Annotated in this window: 20 protein-coding genes; 4 read left to right on the top strand and 16 right to left on the bottom strand. The window is 73.1% G+C overall.

Features of this window, described 5'->3' with window-relative positions:
* Position 1: 1 nt before the first annotated feature.
* The 5 genes from ABD324_RS00595 to ABD324_RS00615 form a co-directional block, all read right to left on the bottom strand.
* Positions 2–1,975 carry an acetoacetate--CoA ligase gene (locus tag ABD324_RS00595; protein ID WP_344411495.1) on the bottom strand — a complete coding sequence of 658 codons (1,974 nt, stop codon included), beginning with the start codon at positions 1,973–1,975 and terminating at the stop codon, positions 2–4.
* Positions 1,972–2,922, bottom strand: a complete 951-nt coding sequence (locus tag ABD324_RS00600; RefSeq protein WP_344411496.1) for an NHL repeat-containing protein — start codon at positions 2,920–2,922, stop codon at positions 1,972–1,974. Before ABD324_RS00600 ends, ABD324_RS00595 begins: the two co-directional genes overlap by 4 nt.
* Before the next feature lie 8 nt (positions 2,923–2,930).
* The gene (locus ABD324_RS00605) at positions 2,931–3,767 is read right to left on the bottom strand and encodes an SDR family NAD(P)-dependent oxidoreductase (protein ID WP_344411497.1); all 837 of its coding nucleotides are present in this window, start codon (positions 3,765–3,767) and stop codon (positions 2,931–2,933) included.
* Positions 3,743–4,822, bottom strand: a complete 1,080-nt coding sequence (locus tag ABD324_RS00610) for an extracellular solute-binding protein (RefSeq protein WP_344411498.1) — start codon at positions 4,820–4,822, stop codon at positions 3,743–3,745. The genes ABD324_RS00605 and ABD324_RS00610 overlap by 25 nt, the downstream gene beginning before the upstream one ends.
* Positions 4,823–4,953: 131 nt before the next feature.
* Entirely contained in the window at positions 4,954–5,337 is a 384-nt protein-coding gene (locus ABD324_RS00615) for a RidA family protein (RefSeq protein ID WP_344411499.1), read from the bottom strand.
* 192 nt (positions 5,338–5,529) lie between these two features.
* On the opposite strand from ABD324_RS00615, the gene ABD324_RS00620 reads away from it, so the two are divergent.
* A complete protein-coding gene (locus tag ABD324_RS00620) occupies positions 5,530–6,195 on the top strand; it encodes a GntR family transcriptional regulator (RefSeq protein WP_344411500.1) in 666 nt (221 codons plus the stop codon).
* On the opposite strand, the gene ABD324_RS00625 is transcribed toward ABD324_RS00620, so the two are convergent.
* Positions 6,132–6,635 (bottom strand): winged helix-turn-helix transcriptional regulator, encoded by a 504-nt coding sequence (locus ABD324_RS00625; RefSeq protein ID WP_425565697.1) that lies wholly within the window; start codon positions 6,633–6,635, stop codon positions 6,132–6,134. The two genes, ABD324_RS00620 and ABD324_RS00625, sit on opposite strands and share 64 nt — an antisense overlap.
* A gap of 75 nt (positions 6,636–6,710) precedes the next feature.
* On the opposite strand from ABD324_RS00625, the gene ABD324_RS00630 reads away from it, so the two are divergent.
* Positions 6,711–7,640, top strand: a complete 930-nt coding sequence (locus tag ABD324_RS00630; RefSeq protein WP_344411501.1) for an NADP-dependent oxidoreductase — start codon at positions 6,711–6,713, stop codon at positions 7,638–7,640.
* A 22-nt stretch (positions 7,641–7,662) separates the two neighbouring features.
* Here the strand turns inward: ABD324_RS00630 and ABD324_RS00635 are convergent, their stop codons facing one another.
* Together ABD324_RS00635 and ABD324_RS00640 are read right to left on the bottom strand one after the other, a co-directional pair.
* Positions 7,663–8,553: an HpcH/HpaI aldolase/citrate lyase family protein gene (locus ABD324_RS00635; protein WP_344411502.1), complete on the bottom strand. Its 891-nt coding sequence runs from the start codon at positions 8,551–8,553 to the stop codon at positions 7,663–7,665.
* Complete coding sequence (locus tag ABD324_RS00640; RefSeq protein WP_344411503.1) at positions 8,553–9,743, bottom strand: CaiB/BaiF CoA transferase family protein; 1,191 nt, start codon at positions 9,741–9,743, stop codon at positions 8,553–8,555. Before ABD324_RS00640 ends, ABD324_RS00635 begins: the two co-directional genes overlap by 1 nt.
* A gap of 163 nt (positions 9,744–9,906) precedes the next feature.
* On the opposite strand from ABD324_RS00640, the gene ABD324_RS00645 reads away from it, so the two are divergent.
* Complete coding sequence (locus tag ABD324_RS00645; protein ID WP_344411504.1) at positions 9,907–10,866, top strand: LLM class flavin-dependent oxidoreductase; 960 nt, start codon at positions 9,907–9,909, stop codon at positions 10,864–10,866.
* Here the strand turns inward: ABD324_RS00645 and ABD324_RS00650 are convergent.
* The gene (locus ABD324_RS00650) at positions 10,835–11,836 is read right to left on the bottom strand and encodes an alpha/beta hydrolase (protein ID WP_344411505.1); all 1,002 of its coding nucleotides are present in this window, start codon (positions 11,834–11,836) and stop codon (positions 10,835–10,837) included. The two genes, ABD324_RS00645 and ABD324_RS00650, sit on opposite strands and share 32 nt — an antisense overlap.
* Positions 11,837–11,910: 74 nt before the next feature.
* On the opposite strand from ABD324_RS00650, the gene ABD324_RS00655 reads away from it, so the two are divergent.
* Complete coding sequence (locus ABD324_RS00655) at positions 11,911–13,167, top strand: CaiB/BaiF CoA transferase family protein (RefSeq protein WP_344411506.1); 1,257 nt, start codon at positions 11,911–11,913, stop codon at positions 13,165–13,167.
* A gap of 16 nt (positions 13,168–13,183) precedes the next feature.
* Here the strand turns inward: ABD324_RS00655 and ABD324_RS00660 are convergent, their stop codons facing one another.
* The 7 genes from ABD324_RS00660 to ABD324_RS00690 form a co-directional block, all read right to left on the bottom strand.
* On the bottom strand, positions 13,184–14,605 hold the full coding sequence (locus tag ABD324_RS00660) for an aldehyde dehydrogenase family protein (RefSeq protein ID WP_344411507.1): 1,422 nt from the start codon (positions 14,603–14,605) through the stop codon (positions 13,184–13,186).
* 40 nt (positions 14,606–14,645) lie between these two features.
* Positions 14,646–15,398 (bottom strand): SDR family NAD(P)-dependent oxidoreductase, encoded by a 753-nt coding sequence (locus tag ABD324_RS00665; RefSeq protein WP_344411796.1) that lies wholly within the window; start codon positions 15,396–15,398, stop codon positions 14,646–14,648.
* Positions 15,399–15,474: 76 nt separating this feature from the next.
* Positions 15,475–16,434, bottom strand: coding sequence for a zinc-binding dehydrogenase (locus tag ABD324_RS00670; protein ID WP_344411508.1), 960 nt, complete (start codon positions 16,432–16,434; stop codon positions 15,475–15,477).
* 47 nt (positions 16,435–16,481) lie between these two features.
* On the bottom strand, positions 16,482–17,276 hold the full coding sequence (locus tag ABD324_RS00675; RefSeq protein ID WP_344411509.1) for an enoyl-CoA hydratase-related protein: 795 nt from the start codon (positions 17,274–17,276) through the stop codon (positions 16,482–16,484).
* Positions 17,273–18,967 (bottom strand): flavin-containing monooxygenase, encoded by a 1,695-nt coding sequence (locus ABD324_RS00680; RefSeq protein ID WP_344411510.1) that lies wholly within the window; start codon positions 18,965–18,967, stop codon positions 17,273–17,275. Before ABD324_RS00680 ends, ABD324_RS00675 begins: the two co-directional genes overlap by 4 nt.
* Positions 18,964–20,457 carry an aldehyde dehydrogenase gene (locus tag ABD324_RS00685; RefSeq protein ID WP_344411511.1) on the bottom strand — a complete coding sequence of 498 codons (1,494 nt, stop codon included), beginning with the start codon at positions 20,455–20,457 and terminating at the stop codon, positions 18,964–18,966. The genes ABD324_RS00680 and ABD324_RS00685 overlap by 4 nt, the downstream gene beginning before the upstream one ends.
* 46 nt (positions 20,458–20,503) lie before the next feature.
* Positions 20,504–21,550, bottom strand: a complete 1,047-nt coding sequence (locus ABD324_RS00690) for an enoyl-CoA hydratase-related protein (RefSeq protein ID WP_344411512.1) — start codon at positions 21,548–21,550, stop codon at positions 20,504–20,506.
* Between the last annotated feature and the right edge of the window lie 204 nt (positions 21,551–21,754).

Here is a 21,754-nt window from a genome sequence, read left to right on the forward strand (position 1 = left end):
CCTACCGGCTCTCCTTCGCGGTCGGGGTCCGGATCTCGGCGCCGAGGGCCTCGATCGCGGCCAGGGCACCCGGGTCGGTGATCGTCCCCGGGTCCAGGACGTCGGCGGGCCGCTCCCCGCCGAGGATGCGCTTGACCGGGATCTCGAGCCGCTTGCCGGTGATCGTCCGCGGCAGCGCCGGGACGAACCGGACGAGGTCCGGCACGTGCCGGGGCGAGAGCTCCTCCCGGATCCGGCGCCGCACCCGGGTGGCGAGCTCGTCGTCGGCCCGGACCTCCGGCGGGGGTGCGGCGAGGAGCACGAGGAGGTCCCGGCCGTCCGTGTCGAGGTGGACGACGACGGTGTCCCCCAGCTCACCCATGCCGTCGAGCGCGGAGTAGAGCTCGCTCGTACCGATCCGGACCCCGCCCCGCTTGAGCGTGGCGTCGGAACGGCCGGTGATCACGCTGCGCCCGTCCTCGCCGATGCGGATCCAGTCCCCGTGCCGCCAGACGCCGGGATAGCGGTCGAAGTAGCTGGCGAGGTAGCGGGCGTGGCCGGGATCGTGCAGGAACTCCACCGGCATGGACGGCAGCGGCCGGGTGATCACGAGCTCGCCCTCGGTGCCGCGGACCGGCCGGCCCTCGGGGTCGAAGGAGTCCAGTGCCACGCCCAGGTACGGCGCCGTCAGCTCCCCCGCGGTGACCGGCAGCGTCGGCACCCCGCCGACGAACCCCGTGCAGACGTCCGTGCCGCCGGACCCGGAGGTGACGAACACGTCCGGCTTGACCTCGTCGTAGATCCAGCGGAAGCCCTCCGGCGGCAGCGGGGACCCGGTCACCGAGACCGTGCGCAGCGCCGCGAGATCCACCTCCGTGCGCGGGCTGCGGCCGCTGCGCATCGTCCCGGCGACGACCGCGGCACCGGTGTTGAGGACCGTGGCCGCGCTCTCCTCCGCCACCCGCCAGATCTCCAGCGGATCGGGGTGGAGCGGGTCGCCGTCGAAGCAGACCACGGCCGCGCCCAGGAGCAGGGCCGAGACCCCGAAGTTCCAGAGCATCCACCCGGTCGTCGTGGGCTGCAGGAGCCGGTCGCCGGGCCCGAGGTCGAGATGCAGGCCGAGGGTCTTCAGGTGCTCGACGAGGATCCGGCCGTGGGTGTGGACGAAGGCCTTCGGCGGACCGGTCGTCCCCGACGAGTACAGGACGTAGAGCGGATGGTCGAAGGGCACCGCCTCGAACGTGAGCGGGGCCGGACGGCTCGTCAGCTCGGCCCAGGTGCCGAAGTCCGGTGCGGGAAACGCGTAGGGCACCACGACCGTCGCGGCGAGCGAGGGCAGCGCCGCCACGATCGCGTCGACCGTGTCCCGCTTGTCGATCTCCTTGCCGTGGTAGCGGTAGCCGTCCGCGGCGACGAGCACCTTCGGCGCGACCTGGGCGAGGCGGTCGACGACCAGGCCGGTGCCGAACTCGACGGCGCAGCAGGAGAACACCGCGCCGATGCTGGCGCACGCGAGGAACAGCACGGTCGCCTCGGGGCAGTTCGGGAGGTACCCGGCCACCGCGTCGCCCCGGGTCACCCCGAGCCGGCGCAGCCCCGCGGCGGCCCGCCCGACCTGGTCGCGCAGCTCGTCGGCGGTGAGGCTCTGCGGTCCCCGCGTCTGCGAGTGGGCGAGCACGGCCGGGCTGTCCCCCGCCCCCAGCAGCGCGTGCTCGGCGTAGTTGAGGGTGGCCCCGGGGAACCAGCGCGTGAAGGGCATCTCGTCGTCGGTGAGGATCTCCGTCGGCGGGGCGTGGAACCGCACCCCGAAGAAGTCCACGACGGACTGCCAGAAGCCGGGCAGGTCCCGCACCGACCACTCCCACAGCTCGGGGTACCCGGCGAAGTAGAGGCCGCGGGTCTCGCCGACCCGGCGGGCGAAGCGGGTCAGCCGGAGCGCCTCGACGCCCTCCGGGGAGGGCTTCCACAGCACGTCGCCGTACGAGACGGTGCTCATGAGCGGCTCCAGCGGCGCAGGCAGTGCAGCTCCTCGTGGGGCGGCACCGGCAGGCCGAGGGCCTCGAGGTACACGGCGTTGACCTCCGCGACGTAGAGCACGCCGTCGGCCGTCACCGCCATGCCGTGCGGGCAGAGGAAACGCCCCTCCTGCACACCGGGGAAGCGGCCACCGAGGCGGCCCACGAGGGTTCCGTCCAGCGTCGCGACGCTCACGCAGCACCCCATGTCCGGAATGGACCCGTGCATGTACGCGGGGACCCCCAGCTCACCCACGAACAGCAGGTCGCCGCTGCGGCGGATGGTGCTGGGATGGTGCCAGTGCCAGGTGTCCTGCAGGGTCCCGCCGAGGTCGAAGACCTGGATCCGGTAGTTCTCCCGGTCGCACACGGCGACGTGGTCGTCGTCGAGCAGGCAGAGGCCGTGCGGGTTCGAGAGCTGCGCGGGCCCGCTCCCCGGCTCGCCCCAGGACAGGATGTGCCGCCCGTCGGCGTCGTAGCGGTGGATGCGCGAGTTGCCGTACCCGTCGGACACGAAGATCTCCCGGGTGAGGGGGTGCTCCGCGGCGTCCGTGGGCTGGTTGAACGGCTCCCCCGAGTACGCCGGGGACGGACGGCCGTGCTCCCCCAGCCGCAGGACGCGCGTCCCGTCGGTCCGGACCTTGTCGACGACGTGCGAGCCCGCGTCGACCAGCAGCAGGTCGCCGTCCGCGCACGGGGTCACGCCGTGGGGGCGCGCGTAGTCCGCGGCGGTCCCCCAGCCGCCGGCGTACGTGCCGTCGGGCTCGAGGACGACCATCCGCTGCGGGCCGCGGTTGAAGACGTAGAGCCGCTCGTCGGCGCCGAGCGCCACCGCGGCGGCGTCGCCGGCGAAGGTCGCCCCGTCCGCCAGCGGTGGCCAGCCCGGGGTCTCGCGATAGGTGTCCAGCACCGTCGTCGTGTCGGTCATCGGCTCGGTCACCTTCTCTGCCATCCGCCGTCGACGTTGAGGGACTGCCCGGTGACGTAGCCGGCGGCCGGGGTGCACAGGAACGCCACCACCTCGGCGACGTCCTCCGGGCTTGCGGTGCGCCCCAACGGGATCCGCTCGACGAGCTTGCCGATCGTCGCGTCGTCGGCGCCCTCGATCCGGTCCGTGGACACCACCCCCGGGCACACCGTGTTGACGGTGATCCCCGCGGGCGCGAGCTCCTCGGCCATGCTCTGCACGAGCCCGGCCAGCCCGGCCTTGGAGGCGGAGTACGCCGCCCGCTGCGCCACGCCCTCCCGCCCGTGCACCGACCCGATGGCGACGATCCGGCCGCCGGCGCCCTCGTCCATGCGCCGGACGACCTCCCTGCTGACGAGCATCGCGCCGGTCAGGTTCACCGCGAGGGTCCGCTGCCAGCCGGCGAGGTCGATGCCGGTCACGGGACCGGCGTCCCCGGCCGGCACCGCCGCGGTGTACACGAGCACGTCGATCCGCCCGTGCCGCTCGACGACGCCGGAGACCAGGCGCTCGACCTGCTCCTCGTCGGTCACGTCGACCAGGTGGGCCGACGCCGTGGTCCCGTGGCGCTCCACGAGATCGGCGCGGACCGCCTCGACCCCGCTCCATCCGGTGTCGTCGGTGCGGAAGCCGGCCGTCCCCGTCACCGCCACCTCCGCCCCGCGGGAGGCGAGGGCGAGGGCGACGGAGCGGCCGATGCTGTTCCGGCGCTCGGCCCCCACGACCAGCGCCACCGCGCCGGTCAGGTCGAGGGACCGGGTGTCTGTCGTCGCGGGCGCCATCAGCGCCCGAAGATCTGCCGCCACCGGGCGTTGTAGGCGTTGACGACGTTGGCGTCGATGACCTTCTCGACCGTCATCGTCTGCACGTCACCGATCTGGCCGATGGTGCCCGGGATGTTCGGCAGGACGCTGATCGCGTTCTTGTTGATCGCCGTCTGGCCCTCCGGGCTCGCCATGAAGTCGTAGAGCACCTGGGCCGCGTTCGGGTGCTTCGCCCAGTTCGGGATGTAGGTGTAGAACTGGATCGCCCACTGCGGCTTGGTCGGCACGAACTTGACCGGCGCTCCCTGGTCCACCAGGTCCTGCACCGCGACGCTGCTCGCGTAGTCGGTGATCGCGATCTCGCCGGAGGTCAGCGCCTGCAGCGTCGGCGCCACCGACGGGAAGAACTGCGGCTGCTGGGCCGCCAGCTTCTTCAGGAAGTCCTCGCCGCCGTAGTTCTTCTCCAGGAACGCGTAGAGGTCCGACGCCGCGGGCGACGCACCGTCGAACAGCCCGATCTGCCCCTTGAGCGCGGGATCGAGGAGCGTGCTGAAGTCCTTGGGCGGGTTGGGGATCAGCGAGGTGTTGTAGGCGACGCCGAACGGCACGATGTTGTGCATCTGCGACACGCCCTTGAGCGTGATGCCGTCCTTCTTGTACTCCGGACGCTGCGTGTTCGGCCCGGTCGGCGGGATGAAGTTCCCGAGGTTGTTGTACTGGAACGGGATCATGTCGTGCAGGGCGATGTCCGCGCCGCTCCCGCCGGAGTTGCGCTCGTTCTCCAGCGCGGTCGCGAGCTCGAGGCCCGTCACCCGGGTCGCCTGCATGTCGATCTTCGGGTACTTGGCCTCGAACGCCTTCTCCAGGCGGTCGATCGTGCCCTGGGGGGCACTGCTGTAGAAGACGACCGTGCCCTCCTTCTCGCCGGCGGCGACGGTCTGCTGCCAGGCGGCGTCGCCCTCGGGGGCGCCGCCGCCCCCGCTCGGGGCGGCGCTCCCGCCTCCCGAGCCGCAGGCGCTGAGCACCGCGAGGGCGAGGACGGACACCGCGACGACGACGCGCCGGGGTCGCGCGGACCGACGAAGTTTCTGATGCATCGTTGCTCCAGGAACCGTGAGGGGAAAGGGTGACGGCACGAACAACGGCTCGCTGGCACGCGAGCCCGCATGGTGCGCGGTGCCGGTGTCGGACGCCCGACACCCGCACCACCGAGCCGGATCCCCGGAGGTCAGACCCAGGGACCGAGCGCGGCGACGGCCTTGACCTCGACCAGCCAGTTCGGCGAGCCGAGGGTGGCCACGACGGTGGTGGTCGCGGGCGGGTTCTCCGGCGAGAACTCCCGCGTGCGGACGCGCACGTACGCGTCGAGATCGAACGGATGGGCGCAGAACGCGGTGACCTCGACGAGGTCGTGCAGCGTCGCGCCGAAGTGCGCGAGCTCCCGCTCGATGTTGCGGAAGCACTGGGTCGCCTGGGCCTCCACGTCGCCGAGTGCGACATCACCGTTCTCGTCGGTCGCGACCTGACCGGCGAGGAACACCAGGTCCCCGGCCCGGACGGCGCCGGACATGCCTTTGCTGAGGATCTTGCCCGCGGATGCCTTCTCGACCATGAGGAGCCCTCCTGAATCTGAATTCATCCTCAAAGTACCGCTCCGCCCCCAGGCTCACAACCCTCGAATGGCGACGCCGGCCCCCGCCGTCGTGCGGCCGGACCACGACCGCCGTCGCCGCGAACCTCGGCCGCTGCCCGCGCCGGCCCGGGCCTAGAGTGAGGCCGTGCGGGCCGTCGAGGATGGTGATCAATGAGTGCGCGGGCGCGGGCGGCCGAGGCGATCCGTTCCGGCATCCTGACCGGCAAGTACCCCCCGGGATCCCGGATCGGCGAGGACGTCGTCGCCGAGGAGATCGGGACCAGCCGGACGCCCGTGCGCGAGGCGCTGCACTCGCTGAGCGTCGAGGGCCTGGTCACGTTGGTGCGTCACCGGGGCGCGGTGGTCACGGACTGGGGGCCCGAGGAGTACGACGACCTGCTCACGATCCGGGCCCTGCTGGAAGGGGCCGCGGCCCGCTTCGCGGCGACCCGGGCCGATGCCGCCGACATCGCCGAGCTCACCCGCATCGTGGACGAGATGTCCCGCCCGGACTGCGCGCGGGCCGACGCGGCCCGGCTGGGCGGCGAGTTCAACTCCGCCCTGCAGGCCGCGGCCCGCTCCCCCCGGCTGGCGAGCATCGCGGAGCACCTCGGGAGGACGGCGTGGATCGTCCACCTGTTCGACCGGTACACCGACGACGACATCCGCTACAGCGTGCTGCAGCACCGGGAGATCGTGGAGGCGGTGCGCGCCCGGGACCCCGGGTGGGCCGAAGCCGCCCGGACGTCGAACATCCTGCGGTCGCGGCGGTTCTACCCGGGCTCGCCCGTCGCCGCACCCGAACCTGGCGACGAGGATCCCGCGCCGCGCGGGTAGCCCGCCCCGGGCCGCCCCGGGGACGAGGTGTCGCCGCGACGCCCGAGCTCGCCCTCGCGGCCGAGGCGAGGACGCGGCGCGGGACCGGACTCGAGCGCCTCGAGGACCGCGTCGCCGTTCTGTCTCGCCCAGTCGGCCAGTGCGCGGATCGGATCGCCGAGGGTCGCCCCGAGCGGGGTGAGCTCGTAGTCGACGCGCGGTGGCGCCTCGGCGTGGACCTGCCGGCGGACGAGGCCGTTCGCCTCGAGGCGGCGGAGCGTCTGGGTGAGCACCTTGCGGGAGAGGCCGCCGCCGACGAGGTCGATCAGCGCGCCGTGCCGGACCGGGCCCTCGCTGAGACCGGAGAGCACCACCACCGCCCACTTGTCGGCGATCAGCTCGACCGGCAGACGCGCCGGGCAGTCGGCGAGGAACGACCCACCGGAACCGAACTCCCCCATGGCATCGAAGGGTACCCGGGGGTTCCTGTCGGCGCCCTAGCCTGGGAGATCTCCCGTACCGAACCAGGAGATCCCATGCGAGTCATCACCCAACAGACGCTCGGCGGTCCCGAGGTGCTCACCATCGTGGACGCACCGGAGCCGCGGGCCATGCCGACCGAGGTCCTCGTCCGCACCAGGGCGATCGGGCTGAACCCGCTGGACGCGCGGGTGCGCGCCGGCGAGTTCCCGCTGATCGGCCGGCCGCCGTTCGTCCTCGGTTGGGACATCAGCGGCGTGGTCGAGGACGCGCCGCAGACGTGGCGGTTCAGGCCGGGCGACGAGGTGTTCGGGATGCCGCTGTTCCCGCGGCCGGCCGCCGCGTACGCCGAGATCGTGTCGGCGCCCGCACTGCATCTGGCACGCAAGCCGGACTCGCTGTCCCACGTCGAGGCGGCGGCGCTGCCGGTCGTCGGGCTGACGGCGTGGCAGGGCCTGGTGGACCTCGGTGGTGTCGGCGAGGGCGACCGCGTGCTCGTACACGGCGGAGGTGGCGGTGTCGGTCACGTCGCGATCCAGATCGCGAAGGCGCTCGGTGCCCACGTGATCGCGACCGCCGCGGCGGACAAGCGGGAGTTCGTCGAGGGTGTCGGTGCGGACGAGGTGATCGACCACACCGCGGTCGACTTCGCCGAGGTGGTCGGCGACGTCGACGTCGTGCTCGACACGATCGGCGGCGACACCGTCGAACGGTCGCTCGGGGTGCTGCGACCGGGCGGTCATCTCGTGACCGCGGCGGCGGAGGAGGACGCCGGGCTCGCGGCCAGGTTCGAGGCCGCCGGCATGCGGTTCAGCGGCATCGCCGTCGACCCGGATCCGGTCGCCCTGCGGGGGCTCGTCGACCTCGTCGACCAGCGCAAGCTCCGGGTCCACGTGCAGGAGACGTTCCCGTTCGAGCAGGTCGGCGCCGCACACCGGCTGCTCGACGGCGGTCATCTGCGCGGCAAGCTCGTCCTCGTCCCGTAGCCCGGGGCCTCGCCCCGGCCGGTCAGCGGCGCGCCAGCACCCGCTTGGCCGCCAGGTAGCCCGGGTAGTCGACGAACTCCCCGTCGTGGCGCATCGCCGCCTTCCCGGTGGCCATCACGGCCTCGAAGGCCTCGACCAGCCGGGCGGCACGCCGCAGCGCCTCGACGTCGACCAGCGGGTAGGCGGCGTTGACGGGGCCGACCTGGGGCGGATGCACCACGACCCGGCCGCCGAAACCCAGCGCGTGGCTGCGGACGGAGTCGGCGGCCAACCCGTCCGGGTCCTGCAGCGTCACGTAGGGCCCGTCGACCGGACGGGCGAGGCCGGCCGCGGCGGACGCCATGACGATCATGGACTTCGCGGTCAGGACCGCCTCGCCCATCGCGACGGAGACGCCGAGCTCGAGCGAGAAGTCGCCCAGGCCGAAGGCCAACCGCGGCACCCGTTGCGGCGCCGCCCGGGCCAGCTCGGCGACGGACAGGACCGCGCCTGCCCGCTCGACCAGCGGCACGAGCGCCACGGACCCCGGTGCGAGCCCGGCCCGCTCCTCGCACTCGCCGAGATGCCGGTCGAGCGTGGCCAGATCCTCCGGCGTGCCCACCTTCGGCACGACGACGAAGTCGAGCCCCTCGGTGACCACCGCCGCGATGTCGTCGAGCGCCAGCCCGGTGTCCAGGCCGTTGCTGCGCACCCCGGCGTGGGCGGACGCGATGCCGGCGAGCGCCCTCCGGGCCGGCTCGCGCGCGCCCACCTTCTCGTGCGGCGGCACGGCGTCCTCGAGGTCGAGGACCACGGCGTCCGCACCGAACTCGTCCACGCGCCCGGTCTTGCGGGGGTCGTTGGCCGGGCAGAACAGGAAGCTGCGGCTCTCCGCCAGGGAGACCCGCGCGTCGCCGCGGACCGGGGCCGCCATCAGATCACCCCGCTCGCGCGCAGGGCGGCCAGCCGCTCGGCCGCGATCCCCAGCAGCTCGCCGTAGACCTCGTCGGTGTCGCTGCCGTGGGCCGCACCGAGCCGGCGCACCGCGCCCGGCGTCTCGGAGAACCGCGGCATCACGTTCTGCACGGAGATCATCTCGCCGTCGTCGTCCGCCACCTCGACGAACGTGTCCCGGGCCCGGAAGTGCGAATCCTCGGTGGCCGTCGAGGCGTCGTAGATCCGGCCGATGGGGGCGTCGGCCGCCCGGAAGGTCGCGAGCACGTCCTCGACCTCGTGGGCACCGATCCAGTCCGCGAGCGCCCGGTGGATCTCGTCGCTGCGCCGGACCCGCCCCGGGTTGGTCGCGAGGTCGGGATCATCGGCCCAGTCGTCCCGCCCGATCGCCCGCAGGACCCGCAGGGCGGTCGCGTTGCTCGATCCCGAGAGCGCGACCCAGGCGTCCTTCGTCGCGGTGAGGTAGGCGCCCCGCGGCGACGAGTCGACCAGCCGGCTGCCCGAACGCTGCCGCACGGTGCCGAGGTGGCGGTACTCCATGTTCACGATCTCGATCAGGCGCATGATCGGCTCGTAGAGGGTGTTGTCGATCCACTGCCCCCGCCCGGTCACCGTGCGGTGCTGCAGTGCCGCGAGGACACCGACGGCGCCCATGTAGGCGGCCAGCCCGTCGGCCAGCGGGAACTGCGGGAGCTGCGGGGGCCCGTCCGGCTCGCCGGTGATGAACGCGTAGCCGCTCATGGCCTCGGCGATCGAGCCGAAGCCGGGGTACCCGCGGTACGGGCCCTCCTGCCCGTAGGCGCTGGTCCGCAGCAGGATCAGACCCGGGTTGACCGCCTGCATGCCCTCCCAGGTGATCCCCCACTTCTCGAGGGTTCCCGGCCGGAAGTTCTCGACCACGATGTCCGCCCGCTCGAGGAGGGCGTCGAGCACCGGCCGCCCCTCGGGCTGGGAGAGATCGAGGGTCACGCAGCGCTTGTTCCTGCCGATCGACCGCCAGTACAGGGACCTGCCCCGGTACTGCGGCCCGTAGCCGCGGGCGGAGTCCGGGACCCGTGGATGCTCGATCTTGATCACCTCCGCGCCGAGGTCGCCCAGCAGTGTGGTGGTGATCGGGCCGGCGGCGAGGTTGCCCATGTCGAGCACGCGCACTCCGTCGAGTGGACCCATGGTCTCCCCTTTCGTACACAACTTTGTCACCGACGATGGGCAGGTCCGGCGGAACGACCTGCTGTACCGGGGACAGTGGTTCCGATGGCTCGACGGATCGTATACGGTCGCTCGTGGTTTGTGCAGTCACGGTCCTCGGGCCGCAGACGGACGGAGCGACACCATGACCGTGGAGCTGGGGATCCAGATCAGCGGGCAGTACCCCGACGGCATGCCCGACGTGGGCTACTACGGCGACGCGGCCCGCAGCGCCGAGGCACTCGGATACGACTCGGTCTGGGTCGGCGAGCACCTCTCGTTCCACAACCCGACGCTGGAGATCTTCACCGCGCTGAGCTACTTCGCCGCGTGCACGCGGCGGGTACGGCTCGGGGCGGGCGTGCTGCTGCTCCCGCTGCGCCACCCGAGCCTGGTGGCGAAGCAGGCCAACTCGCTGCAGGCCCTGTCGGGCGGGCGGCTGGTGCTCGGCGTCGGCGTCGGGGGCGAGGGCGCCAAGGACTTCGAGGCGTCCGGCGTCGACATCACCGAACGCGGGCGGCGGACGGACGACGCCCTGGCCGCGCTGGAGGCGCTGTGGTCGGGGCCCGGGGCCCGCCACCACGGGCCCTACTTCGACTTCGACGACGTCACGATCGAGCCGCTGCCGACCCCGGCGACCCGGACGCCGGTGTGGGTCGGGGGCCGGTCGTCGGCGGCCCTGCGGCGCACCGCCCGGTTCGGGCAGGGATGGCTCGGCGGCTTCTGCTCGCCGGAGCGGTACGCGCGCTCGGCCGCCGAGATCGCCGACCACTGCGCGGCCGTCGGTCGTGACCCGGCCACGGTCGTCCTGGGGCACATGGTCTCCAGCTGCGTGGCGGACTCGGTGACGGAGGGGCGGCGGATCGCCCGCGACCACCTCTCCCGCCGCTACGGGCAGGACTTCCCCGAGCACGCGGTCGAGCGGTACTGCCTGGCGGGCGACGTGGGCTCGATCCGCGAGCGCGCGCAGGAGTACCTCGACGCGGGGGTCGAGCACCTCGTCTTCCAGGTCCTCGTGCCGGCGACCGGGCTGGTGGACCAGGCGCGGGGGCTCATGGAGGCCGTGGGGCCCCTCAGGTCGGCGCCCCCGACAACCGGCCCGTGACGAGGGCGGCGACGGCGTCCGAGTTGAGGTCCCCCATCGGGAGGTGCGAGTTCCCCGCGATGCCGACCGTCGGCAGATCGACCAGCTCGGCGCGGCCGCCGGCGGCCGTCACGGCGTCGACGAAGTCCTTGCTGCGCAACCGCGTCGGCCCCCAGAAGGGATGATCCTCGACGTTGTCGCCCCACAGGACCGCGAGCGGAACGTCGACCAGCGACGCGAGGTCGGCGTCCGGGCCGGGGAACCCGCCCGGCTCGATCGCCACCACCGCCTCGACGAGCGACGGCATCTCCACGGCGAGCGCGAAGGCGAACGCGCACCCCTGGCTGTGGGCCACCAGCGCGCAGGGGCCGATCCGCTCCAGGCAACGCCGGTACGCCGCCAGGGCGAGCGCGTCGGTGTGGGTCCAGCGCGGGACGCACTGCTTGGCCAGCTGGTCGAACGCGTCGAGCGGGAAAGCCGTTGCGGGATAGGGGGTCCGCGCCGCGGGATCGGCCTCGTAGGTGCCCATCGGCCCGATCCGGAAGGCCTCCCAGATGTCCTTCTTGCTGCGGAACAGCGGAGGCGCGGGGTAGATGTCCGGGTAGCGGGCCCAGGACGCGCGACCGCGCTCGACGGAGTCGGCGACGTAGACGTCGTGGCCCGCCTCGAGCAGCCGGCTCTGCCAGCCGGTCCGGCCGTCCGGAGTGGACTCCCACATCGCCCCGGTCATCCCGCCGCCGTGCATCAGCAGGACCGGCGCCCGGTCCCGCTCGCCGGCCAGCCGCACGAACTGCACGTACATCTGCCCGACCTCGTAGGCGCCGTTCGGGTCCATCGACACCGACCCGATGCCGCCGCTGATCGGCAGGACGTCGGGCGCGAGCCCGGACAGGTGCACCTCCTCTCCCCCGATGTGGAAGCTGCCGAGTGCCCGCACGCGGAGCGGAGCACCGTCGCCCGCGGCGGTGTCCCGATGGGTCATCTGCGTCATCCGGCCATCGTGCACCGGAACCGCAACGTCCGAGCGGGTGTCCGGCCCGACGGCCGGTTCCCTAGAGTCGGCGGGTGTCCTCCACCGACCTGCCGACCCAGACGCCGGATACCCCCGCCCCGGGGGCGCTGCACGGGATCCGGGTGCTGGAGCTCGGCACGCTGATCGCCGGGCCGTTCTGCGGCCGGCTGCTCGCCGACCACGGCGCCGACGTCATCAAGATCGAGGCCCCCGACCGGCCGGACCCGTTGCGCGTCTGGGGCCAGGCCGAGGAGGACGGCCATCACTTCTTCTGGACCGTCCACGCCCGCAACAAGCGGTGCGTCACGCTGGACCTGCGCCGCGACGAGGGCCGCGACCTGTTCCTCCGGCTGGTCGACACCGCCGACGTCGTCGTGGAGAGCTTCCGCCCGGGCACCCTCGAACGGTGGGGCCTCGGCTACGACGTCCTGTCCCGGCGCAACCCGGGCCTGGTCCTCGCCCGGGTGTCCGGCTACGGGCAGACCGGGCCGCAGGCCGAGCGCCCGGGCTACGCCTCGGTCGCCGAGGCCGTCGGCGGCATGCGCCACCTCAACGGGTTCCCCGGCGGACCGCCGCCCCGCGCGGCACTGTCCATCGGCGACTCGCTGGGGGGCATGTTCGCCGTGCAGGGCGTGCTCACCGCGCTGTTCGCGCGCGGGCAGGCGGGCGGTCCGCGCGCAGGTCGCGGGCAGGTGGTCGACGTCGCCCTCGCCGAGGCCTGCCTGGCGATGCTGGAGTCCGTCATCCCCGACTACGACGCGACCGGCCACGTGCGCCAGCCCTCCGGCACCCGCCTGGACAAGCTCGCCCCGTCCAACCTGTACCGCTGCGCCGACGGTCGCTGGCTGATCATCGCCGCCAACCAGGACACCGTCTTCGCCCGGCTGTGCGGGGCGATGCGGCGCGAGGACCTCGTCACCGACCCGCGGTTCGCCACCCATCTCGCCCGCGGGGAGAACCAGGACGAGATCGACGCGATCGTCGCCGACTGGGCCTCCCGCCACGACGCCGACGACCTGACCGCGCTGCTCGAGGCCGCCGGGGTCGTCGTGGGGCCGGTGGACACGGTCGCCGAGGTCGTCCGCAACCCGCAGTTCCGGGCCCGGGACATGCTCGTCCCCCACCACGACACCGCGGTGGGGCGCGACATCCTCGGGCCCGGCGTGATGCCGGTCCTCGACGGCACCCCCGGCTCCGTCCGCTGGGCGGGGCCGGCGCGTCCCGGCGCCCACAACGCCGACGTCTACGGTGGCGTCCTCGGCCTGTCCGGCGCCGAGCTCGCCGCCCTGTCCGACGCCGGCGTCATCTGACCGGGACGCGCGGACGTCACAGCTGGATGGACTTGATCTCCTGGTACTCCTCCAGGCCGGGGCGCCCCATCTCCCGCCCGACACCGGAACGCTTGTACCCGCCGAAGGGCGCCAACGGGTTGTACGCACCACCGTTGACGTCGATCTGCCCGGTCCGCACCCGCCGCGCGAACGCCAACGCCCGCTCCTGGTCCGCCGACCACACCGCGCCGTGCAGCCCGTACTGGGAGTTGTTCGCGATCGCCAGGGCCTCCTCCTCGTCCCGGTACGGGATCACCGACAGGACCGGCCCGAAGATCTCCTCCTGCGCGATCGTCGAGTCCGGGTCCACATCACCGAACACCGTCGGCGCCACGAAGAAACCCTTCGCCCGCCCCTCGGGAGCCTCGGCCCCGCCCGTGACCAGACGTGCGCCCTCCTCGACACCCTTCGCGATGTACTCCCGCACCCGGTCCCGCTGCGCCGCCGACACCATCGGACCGAGCTTCGTCTTCGGGTCCAGCGGATCCCCCGGCACGAACCCCTCGGCCGCCTGCCTCGCCAGCTCCAGCACCTCGGCCTGACGGTCCGCCGGAACCACGAGCCGGGTCCACGCCGTGCACGTCTGGCCGCCGTTGAGGAACGCGTTCGCGACCCCCATCTTCACCGCCGACGCGAAGTCCGCGTCGTCGAGCAGCACGTTCGCGGACTTGCCACCCAGCTCCAGGGTGACCTTCTTGACCGTCCGCGCCGCCACCTCCGCCACCCGCGCCCCCGCGCGGACCGAGCCGGTGAACGACACCATGTCCACATCGGCATGACCCACGAGCGCCTCACCGATCGTCGGACCGTGCCCGTGCACCAGGTTGATCACCCCGGCCGGCAGGCCCGCCTCCTCGACCGCCTCGAACAACAACCGCACCACCAGCGGCGCCACCTCACTCGGCTTCACCACGACCGTGCAACCGGCCGCCAGCGCCGGCGCGATCTTCGCCGTGATCTGGTGCAACGGGTAGTTCCACGGCGTGATCGCCGCGACCACCCCGACCGGCTCCCGCACGACCAGCGAGTTCCCCACCCGCTCCTCGGGCCCCTCGCCCTCCAGCAGCTCGACATAGGTGGCCACGTCCGTCTGCGGCAACGCCGCCTGGATCCGGCTCGCGATCCGCGCCGGCGTGCCCACGTCCTTCGAGATCGTCACCGCGATCTCCTCGGCCCGCTTGGCCAGACCCTCCTGCAACCTGCGCAGGTACTCCGCGCGCTCCGCGCGGCTCGTCGCCGCCCACGCGGGGAAGGCCGCCACCGCGGCCCCGACCGCGCGCTCCACGTCCTCCGCCGTACCCGCCGGCACGGCCCCGATGACCTCCTCCGTGCTGGGATCGACCACCGGGATCGTCTCCGCACCGGTGCTCTCCACCCACTCCCCGGACAGGTACAGCTTCTCGGTCTGCAGTGCCATCAGATGATTCTCCCACGATGGTTGTCGGTCGGACCCCACGTCAGCACGCCATCCGCCCCCCGTCGACGTGCACGACCTCGCCGACGACGTAGGACGCGAGATCGGAGACGAGGAACAGCGCGACCTTCGCGATCTCCGACGAGTCCCCGATCCGGCCCAGCGGTACGGGCACCTGGCCGGCCGCGACGGCCTTCGTACGGCGCGCCATCGGGGTGTCGATGACGCCGGGGGCGATGGCGTTGACACGGATCCCGAAGGGGGCCAGCTCCACCGCCGCGCTCCGCGTCAGTGCGTGCACACCGCCCTTGGACGCGCTGTAGTGCGCGAGCCCCCCGAGCCCGTGCACACCGCTCTCGGACCCGACGAGCACGATCGCCCCCCGGCGGAGCTCGAGCATCCGGGCGGCCGCGCTGCGCAGCACGTGGAAGCTGCCGTCGAGGTTGACCGCCTGCATCCGCCGCCACCGGTCCAGGGTGATCTCCGGCAGGCTCAGCACGGGCTCGCCGGCCGCCCGCTGGCGCGCCACCAGGTCCTTGATCTCGCGGTCGTCCGTCCCCGCGGAGTGGACGACGACGTCCGGCGGGCCCAGCCGCTGCGTCACCTCGGCGAACGCGCGCTCCACGGAGTCCGCGTCGGCGACGTCCGCGGCCACGGACAGCAGGTCCGGGCCCTTCGCCCGGCCGGTCCGGTCGAGCGCGGCGACCCGGGCCCCGTGCTCGACGAGCAGCCGCGTCGTCGCCTCGCCGATGCCCGAGGCGGCCCCCGTGACGACGGCGACGGCACCCTCCAGCATCCCGCTCACCACGACCCTCCGGCCTGCTCCGCGCTCATGTGTGTCCTTCCGTTCGTCCCGGGTGCCGGCGCGCCGCTCACGGCCGCAGCACCAGCTTGCCCACGACCTCGCCCCGGTCGATCCGCCCGAATGCCGCGGCGGCGTCGGCGAAGGCCACGGGCTCCGGCACCGGCGGGTGGATCTCGCCCCCGGCGATGCGCGACAGCATGTCCCGGACGAGCTCGCGGGCGGCGCCCTCGTCCTCGCGGGACCAGTCGCCCCAGTCGACGCCGACCACGGACCGGTTGCGGAGCAGCACGACGTTGGCGGGCAGGCGCGGGATCCCGCCCGAGGCGAAGCCGATCACGCAGAGGGTGCCGCCGGCCGCCAGCGCGCGCAGCGCCTGCTCCGTGGCCTCTCCCCCGACGGGATCGACGACGACGTCGGCGCCGCCGCCCGTCGCCTCCCGAATGCCGTTCTTGAGGTTCTCGTAGCCGAGGGCGGTGTGGGCACCCGCGGCCAGGGCCGCGGCCCGTTTCGCCTCGGTGGAGGCCACGGCGACCACCCGGGCCCCGAGGGCGCGGGCCACGTCGACGGCCGCCAGGCCGATCCCCCCGCCGGCTCCCAGCACCACCACCGCCGTGCCGGGCCGGATGACGACGCGCTCGGTCACCGCGTACAGCACGGTGCCGTAGTTCTCGATCGCCGTGGCGGCGATGTCGGCGGAGACCTCGTCCGGGATCGGCACCACGGTGCCGGCCGGCCGGAGCAGGTGCGAGGCGCAGCCGCCGTAGCCGGTGAGCAGGACGGCGACCCGGTCGCCCACGACCGGTGAGGTGACGCCCGCGCCGACGGCGGCCACGTGCCCGGCCGCCGTGAGGCCCGGGGTGTAGGGCAGCGGCGGCCGGACCTGGTAGAGCCCCTTCGCGATCAGGTTGTCGACGAAGCCGATCCCGGCCGCCTCGACGGCGACGAGGACCTCCCCCGGCCCCGGACTCGGGGTCCCTTCGGTCCGCAGCTCCAGGCGCGCGGGCTCCGCGAACCCGGAACAGATCACCCGGTGCACGTCGTCCCCCGCTCTCGTTCCCGACGGCAGAGCACGTCTCAGCGCCCGGTCCACTGCGGACTGCGCTTCTCGAGGAACGACGCGATGCCCTCGGCCCGGTCCTCGGACCCGGCGATCGCGGCGTCCGCCGCCCGGGTGAGCTCCCATCCCCGCGCCTCGGCGTCGGCGACGACGCCCTGCAGCGCCTCGAGCGTCGCCGTGACCGCGACCGGCGAGTTGGCGCTGACGACCTCGGCCATCGCGAGGGCGGCCGCCTCGGCGCCACCGTCGGCCACGAGCTCGCCGACGAGCCCGAGCTCGTACGCCCGCGGTGCCGGCAGCGGGAGCCCGGTGAGCAGCAGCTGCCTGGCGACCGTGAGGGGCAGGGAGCGGTCCGCCCGGAAGAGCGCGCCGCAGTTGGCGACCACGCCGTGCGTCACCTCGGGGAGGCCGAACCGCGCCGACCGGGAGGCGACCACGACGTCGCAGGACAACGCGATCTCGAAGCCGCCCCCGTACGCCACGCCCTCGACCGCGGCGATCAGCGGCGTCGACCGGCGCCGCGCCGCCAGCCCGTACGGCCCGCCGCGGGCGGTGGGCTCCCCGGGGCCGGTGCCGAGGTCGGTACCGGCGCAGAACACGTCCGGGCCGCCGCTGAGGACACCGCAGCGCAGCTCGGGCGAGTCGTCGAGCAGGTTCAACGCGGCGTCCAGGGCCGCGGTCATGGCGGCGTCGATCGCGTTGCGCTTGTCCGTGCGTTCCATGCGCATCAGCAGGACCCGGCCGCGCCGCTCGACGGCGAGCCGGTGCTCGGTGCCGTCCGAGGGCGCGGCCTGGCGGGGCCACGTGCTCATGCCGCGCCCCCGGCGTCCGGGGACGGGTGGCCCCCGGTGAGCTGCAGGGCGAGGACGCGGCCGTAGAAGCGGGCCATCGCGAGGTTGCCCCCCATGAACCACAGCCCCGGCTGCCCGGTACGCCGCCACATCCCCTGCAGCTCGCCCTCCTCGTCGAGGCCCCAGACCGGCCCGCAACGGTTCGCGACCTCGTCGCCGAGCAGGGTGCGGGCCGTCTCGACCATGCCGTGGTAACCGGTGGCCAGGACGACGACGTCGGCTTCGAGCACCGAGCCGTCGTCGAGGGTGAGGCCGGTCGGCGTCAACGCGGTCGGCGATCCCGGGCGGACGGCGATCGTGCCGTCCGCGATGAGGCCGGAACAGCCGACGTCGATGTAGTAGCCCCCGCCCCGGGTCACGAACAGCATCGACGCCCCGGTGCCCTCGATGCCGTTGTTGCGCCGGAAACCGGCGCGGTCCAGGGCGGCGTGCAGGTCGGCGTCGATCTCCGCCATCCGCGCGGTCATCGCCCGCTTCGCCTCCCAGCCGGCGAGGAACGGCATCGAGGCCATGAGCAGGTCGGCCCGCTCGGTGGGCGGACCGGACTCGTCGTAGATCCCGGCCAGGCCCGTCGCGGTGGCCGCCGCGCTGACCACGTAGGTGCTCGAGCGCTGCACCATCGTCACCGAGGCACCGTGCACGGCCAGGTCCTGCGCGATGTCGTGAGCGCTGTTCCCACCGCCGACGACCACCGCCCGGGCACCCGCGAACCCGGATCCGCCCGGGAAGGTGCTGGAGTGGAACAGCCCGCCGTCGAACGAGCCCGGGAGCGTCGGCCACCGGGCCTCCGTCCCGCTGACCCCGGTCGCGAGCACGAGATCGCGCGGGCGCAGCCGGCGTTCGGTGCCGTCGGCACGCCGCAGGGTGAGGTCCCAGGCGGTTCCGTCGTGGCTGCCGGAGGTCAGCGTCGTGCCGGTCCAGACGTCGAGGTCGAGCGCATCGACGTAGTGCTCCAGCCAGTCCCCCAGCTTGTCCTTGGGGGTGAACACCGGCCAGCTGGACGGGAACGGCAGGTACGGGAGGTGGTCGTACCAGACGGGATCGTGCAGGCGCAGCGACTCGTACCGGTTGCGCCAGTTGTCCCCGACCCTCGGGTTGCGGTCGACGACCAGCGTCCGGACCCCGAGCCGGCCCAGCCGGGCGGCCAGGCCGAGGCCCGAGTGGCCCGCGCCGACCACGACGACCTCGGGATCCCCGTCGAGGAACTCCCGTTGCCGCGCACGGGTCCGCCCCCAGCTCGGGCCGCCGGGGACGTGGTCCTCGCTGCCGCGGGGCCGGCGCGCACCGACCGCCTCCTCGCGCCCCTTCAGCTCCCGGGCCGAGGTGAGCAGCGTCCAGGCGCGCCACTCGCCGTCCTCCTCGACCAACCGCAGCACGCCGTCGCCATGGTGGACGGCGGTCTCGAAGGCGAAGGTGGCCTGCAGCACCGGGCCGGGCGCGACCTCCGGCTCACCGGTGACCACGAAGCCCGTCGCCGCGGTCGCCAGTCCCTTGTCGATCCGGTCGGTGCCCTGGAAGGTCCGCAGGTCACCGGAGAGGGCGAGCAGGTCCCGCCACCACCCGTCGGCCCGGAAGAGCTCCGCGGCGCCGCCGGTGCCCAGGGCGGTCCCGAAGCGGCGGAGCCAGGCGGTGACGACGTCGAGCTCGGTCACTCGTAGCCCTGCGGGATGCCCTCGAGGATCACGGTCTTGCTCTCCAGATAGGGGAACAGGCCCTCCTTGCCGCCCTCGCGGCCGACGCCGGACTGTTTGAACCCGCCGAAGCCGATGGAGAAGTCCGTGCGGAAGTTGTTGTGCCCCACCGTGCCGGACCGGATCTTGCGGGCGACGGCCAGAGCCCGGTCCACGTCGTCGGTGAACACCGAGGCGTTGAGCCCGTAGATGGTGTCGTTCGCGATCCGCACCGCGTCCTGTTCGTCCTCGGCCGGGATCACCGTCAGCACCGGCCCGAAGATCTCCTCCCGGGCGATCGTGGAGTCGTTGTCCACGTTGCCGAACACCGTGGGCTCCACGAACCAGCCCCGCTCCAGGTGCGCCGGACGGCCCCCACCGGCGGCCAACGTCGCACCCTCGGCCTTGCCCTTCTCGATCAGCCCCAGCACCCGGGTCCGCTGACGCTCCGCGGCCAGCGGCCCCATCTGCGACGACGAGTCGAACGGGTCACCGACCCGGACCTGCCCGAACGTCGACGCCAGGGCCTCCACCAACGCGTCGTGACGCTTGCGGGACACCACGATCCGGGTGAGCGAGGAACACACCTGCCCGCTGATGACACACTCCGCGGCCGCCAGGGTCGCGGCGGTCTTCCCCAGGTCGACGTCGTCGAGGACCACCGCGGCGGACTTCCCGCCCAGCTCCAGGGTGTAGCGGGCGATCCGGTCCCCGCACAGCGACGCGATCCGCCGCCCCGCCGCCGTCGACCCCGTGAAGGAGATCTTGTCCACCCGCGGGTCCCGGACCAGCAGCTCGGACACCTCCCGGTCCGCCGTGACGACGTTGAGCACACCGGCCGGCAGCCCGATCGACTCCGCGATCTCGGCCATCAGATACGCGCTGCCGGGCGCCTCCGGCGACGCCTTGAGCACCACCGTGCACCCCGCGAGCAGCGCCGGCGCGATCTTGTGCGCGATCAGGCCCAGCGGCCCGTTCCACGGGATGATCGCCGCCACCACCCCGACCGGCTCCCGCACCAGCATGGCGAAGGGACGGCGCGGGGTCGCCGGCGCCGGCTCCTCGAACGGGTAGGTCTCGGCCAGGTCCGCATAGGACTGGTAGTCGAGGGCCACGGCACCCACCATGAGCTGCGCGAGACCGTGGACCACCCCCGACTCCCGCGGCCAGATCTGGGTCGCGTCCGCGGTCCGTGCCCGCAGTCCCTCACCGAGCGCACTGAGGTACCCGGCCCGCTCGGTGTGGCTCAGCGTGGGCCAGGGCCCCTCGTCGAACGCCCGCCGCGCCGCCGTGACCGCCCGGTCGACGTCCGCGGCCTGCGCCTCGGCCACCCGGAAGAACAGCTCCTCGGTCGCCGAGTCGACCACGTCGATCGTCGAGTCCGTCGAGGGCGCCACCCACTCGCCACCGATGTAGAACCTGTCCGTCCGGCGCAACGGCACCTCGGTACGGAACTGCTCCGTCGTCGTCATGGTTTCCTCGTCTGTGAAGAAGGGTGTCGGTAGCGGGGGCGGGGTACTAGGCGGGTGAGTGCTCGGCGGGCGCCCCGTCACCGTCGGCGGCCGCGGCACCCGTTCCGTTCTCCTCGGCGTGGCGCGCGGTTCGGTAGTTCGCCCCGAACGTCTTGTCCCGCCAGCTGAGCGCCGCCTTGAGGCCCTCGGTGTGGGCGATCCGGTGGAACTCGTCGCCGCTGTTGTCCTTGTCGTTCTTGGCCATCAGCCGCATCACGGCGAGCGCCCAGATGTCGACGCTGGAGCGCAGCCCGGTGTGCATGCCCATGACCTCGAACTGGCGGTTGATGCTCCGCTTGGTCAGCATGATCAGGTCGGTCGGCGTCAGCGCGATCTTCCGGGCCAGCTCCTCGGTGCGGGCCTCCAGCTCGTCCGCGGGCACGGCCTCCGAGGCCCAGCCGCAGCGCAGCGCCTCCACGCCGTCCATCGGCTCGCCGGTGAACATGTAGTACTTGGCCTTGGTCATCCCGACCAGCCACGGGATGTACTGCAGGTTGCCCGACGACCAGTTCCGGGTGACCGGGTAGCCGATCTTCGCGTCCTCCGCGACCACGCGCAGGTCGCAGAACCCGGCGAGCTCGGTGCCGCCCGCGAGGCAGTGGCCGTGGATCTGGGCGATCACCGGCTTCTGCAGCTCGAACAGCGTCGTGAAGACGCGCAGGTGCTCGAGGTCGTAGGACTGCCAGATGTTGTCGCGGTCCGGGTGGATGTAGCCGTTCTCCGGCATGTTCCGCACCGGCTCCCCCGGCTTGACCGGGGTGATGTCGAAGCCCGCGCAGAAGTCCTTGCCCTGGCCCTTGATGATGATGACCCGCACGTCGTCGTTGAGCTCCATGAGCTTCGCGGCCATCTCGATCTGCAGCAGCCGCTCGTAGCCCAGCGGATTGCGCTTCTCCGGCGAGTTCAGCACGATGCGCCCGATCGGCCCGTCGTACTCGACGTCGATGAGGTCGAACGTCGGCTGCGCGACGTTCTCGCCCCGGTACGGCGGTGAGAACTTCACCAGCCGCCGGGACTCGGTTGCGCTCGGTGCGGACTCTTCCACGAACTCCATTGTTACCTTCCCGAGAACCTTCAACCGGCGAGTCGTCCGCTGTCGACGCGCGGTGCGCGAGGAACGGGAAACGGCCGGAAATCGTCCGGAGGCACCCGGGCCGGAAGCCGGGGCGACCCGGTCAGCTTCCGGCCTCTCTCCGGCGAGGCGATGCCGTCGGCTGACTGAACTTCCTGTCGTCATCTGACGTACGGCCCGGCCACG

The sequence above is a fragment of the Pseudonocardia ailaonensis genome (assembly GCF_039531635.1).
Lineage (GTDB): Bacteria > Actinomycetota > Actinomycetes > Mycobacteriales > Pseudonocardiaceae > Pseudonocardia > Pseudonocardia ailaonensis.

Excerpts from the sequence above, each read along its gene's own strand:
- ABD324_RS00675 (WP_344411509.1), bottom strand. The coding sequence starts at position 17,276 with ATGAGCACGTGGCCCCGCCAGGCCGCGCCCTCGGACGGCACCGAGCAC.
- ABD324_RS00660 (WP_344411507.1), bottom strand. The coding sequence starts at position 14,605 with ATGGCACTGCAGACCGAGAAGCTGTACCTGTCCGGGGAGTGGGTGGAG.
- ABD324_RS00630 (WP_344411501.1), top strand. The coding sequence starts at position 6,711 with ATGCGAGTCATCACCCAACAGACGCTCGGCGGTCCCGAGGTGCTCACC.
- ABD324_RS00610 (WP_344411498.1), bottom strand. The coding sequence starts at position 4,822 with ATGCATCAGAAACTTCGTCGGTCCGCGCGACCCCGGCGCGTCGTCGTC.
- ABD324_RS00650 (WP_344411505.1), bottom strand. The coding sequence starts at position 11,836 with ATGACGCAGATGACCCATCGGGACACCGCCGCGGGCGACGGTGCTCCG.
- ABD324_RS00640 (WP_344411503.1), bottom strand. The coding sequence starts at position 9,743 with ATGGGTCCACTCGACGGAGTGCGCGTGCTCGACATGGGCAACCTCGCC.
- ABD324_RS00620 (WP_344411500.1), top strand. The coding sequence starts at position 5,530 with ATGAGTGCGCGGGCGCGGGCGGCCGAGGCGATCCGTTCCGGCATCCTG.
- ABD324_RS00665 (WP_344411796.1), bottom strand. The coding sequence starts at position 15,398 with ATGCTGGAGGGTGCCGTCGCCGTCGTCACGGGGGCCGCCTCGGGCATC.
- ABD324_RS00645 (WP_344411504.1), top strand. The coding sequence starts at position 9,907 with ATGACCGTGGAGCTGGGGATCCAGATCAGCGGGCAGTACCCCGACGGC.
- ABD324_RS00685 (WP_344411511.1), bottom strand. The coding sequence starts at position 20,457 with ATGACGACGACGGAGCAGTTCCGTACCGAGGTGCCGTTGCGCCGGACG.
- ABD324_RS00625 (WP_425565697.1), bottom strand. The coding sequence starts at position 6,635 with ATGGGGGAGTTCGGTTCCGGTGGGTCGTTCCTCGCCGACTGCCCGGCG.
- ABD324_RS00595 (WP_344411495.1), bottom strand. The coding sequence starts at position 1,975 with ATGAGCACCGTCTCGTACGGCGACGTGCTGTGGAAGCCCTCCCCGGAG.
- ABD324_RS00635 (WP_344411502.1), bottom strand. The coding sequence starts at position 8,553 with ATGGCGGCCCCGGTCCGCGGCGACGCGCGGGTCTCCCTGGCGGAGAGC.
- ABD324_RS00600 (WP_344411496.1), bottom strand. The coding sequence starts at position 2,922 with ATGACCGACACGACGACGGTGCTGGACACCTATCGCGAGACCCCGGGC.
- ABD324_RS00615 (WP_344411499.1), bottom strand. The coding sequence starts at position 5,337 with ATGGTCGAGAAGGCATCCGCGGGCAAGATCCTCAGCAAAGGCATGTCC.
- ABD324_RS00690 (WP_344411512.1), bottom strand. The coding sequence starts at position 21,550 with ATGGAGTTCGTGGAAGAGTCCGCACCGAGCGCAACCGAGTCCCGGCGG.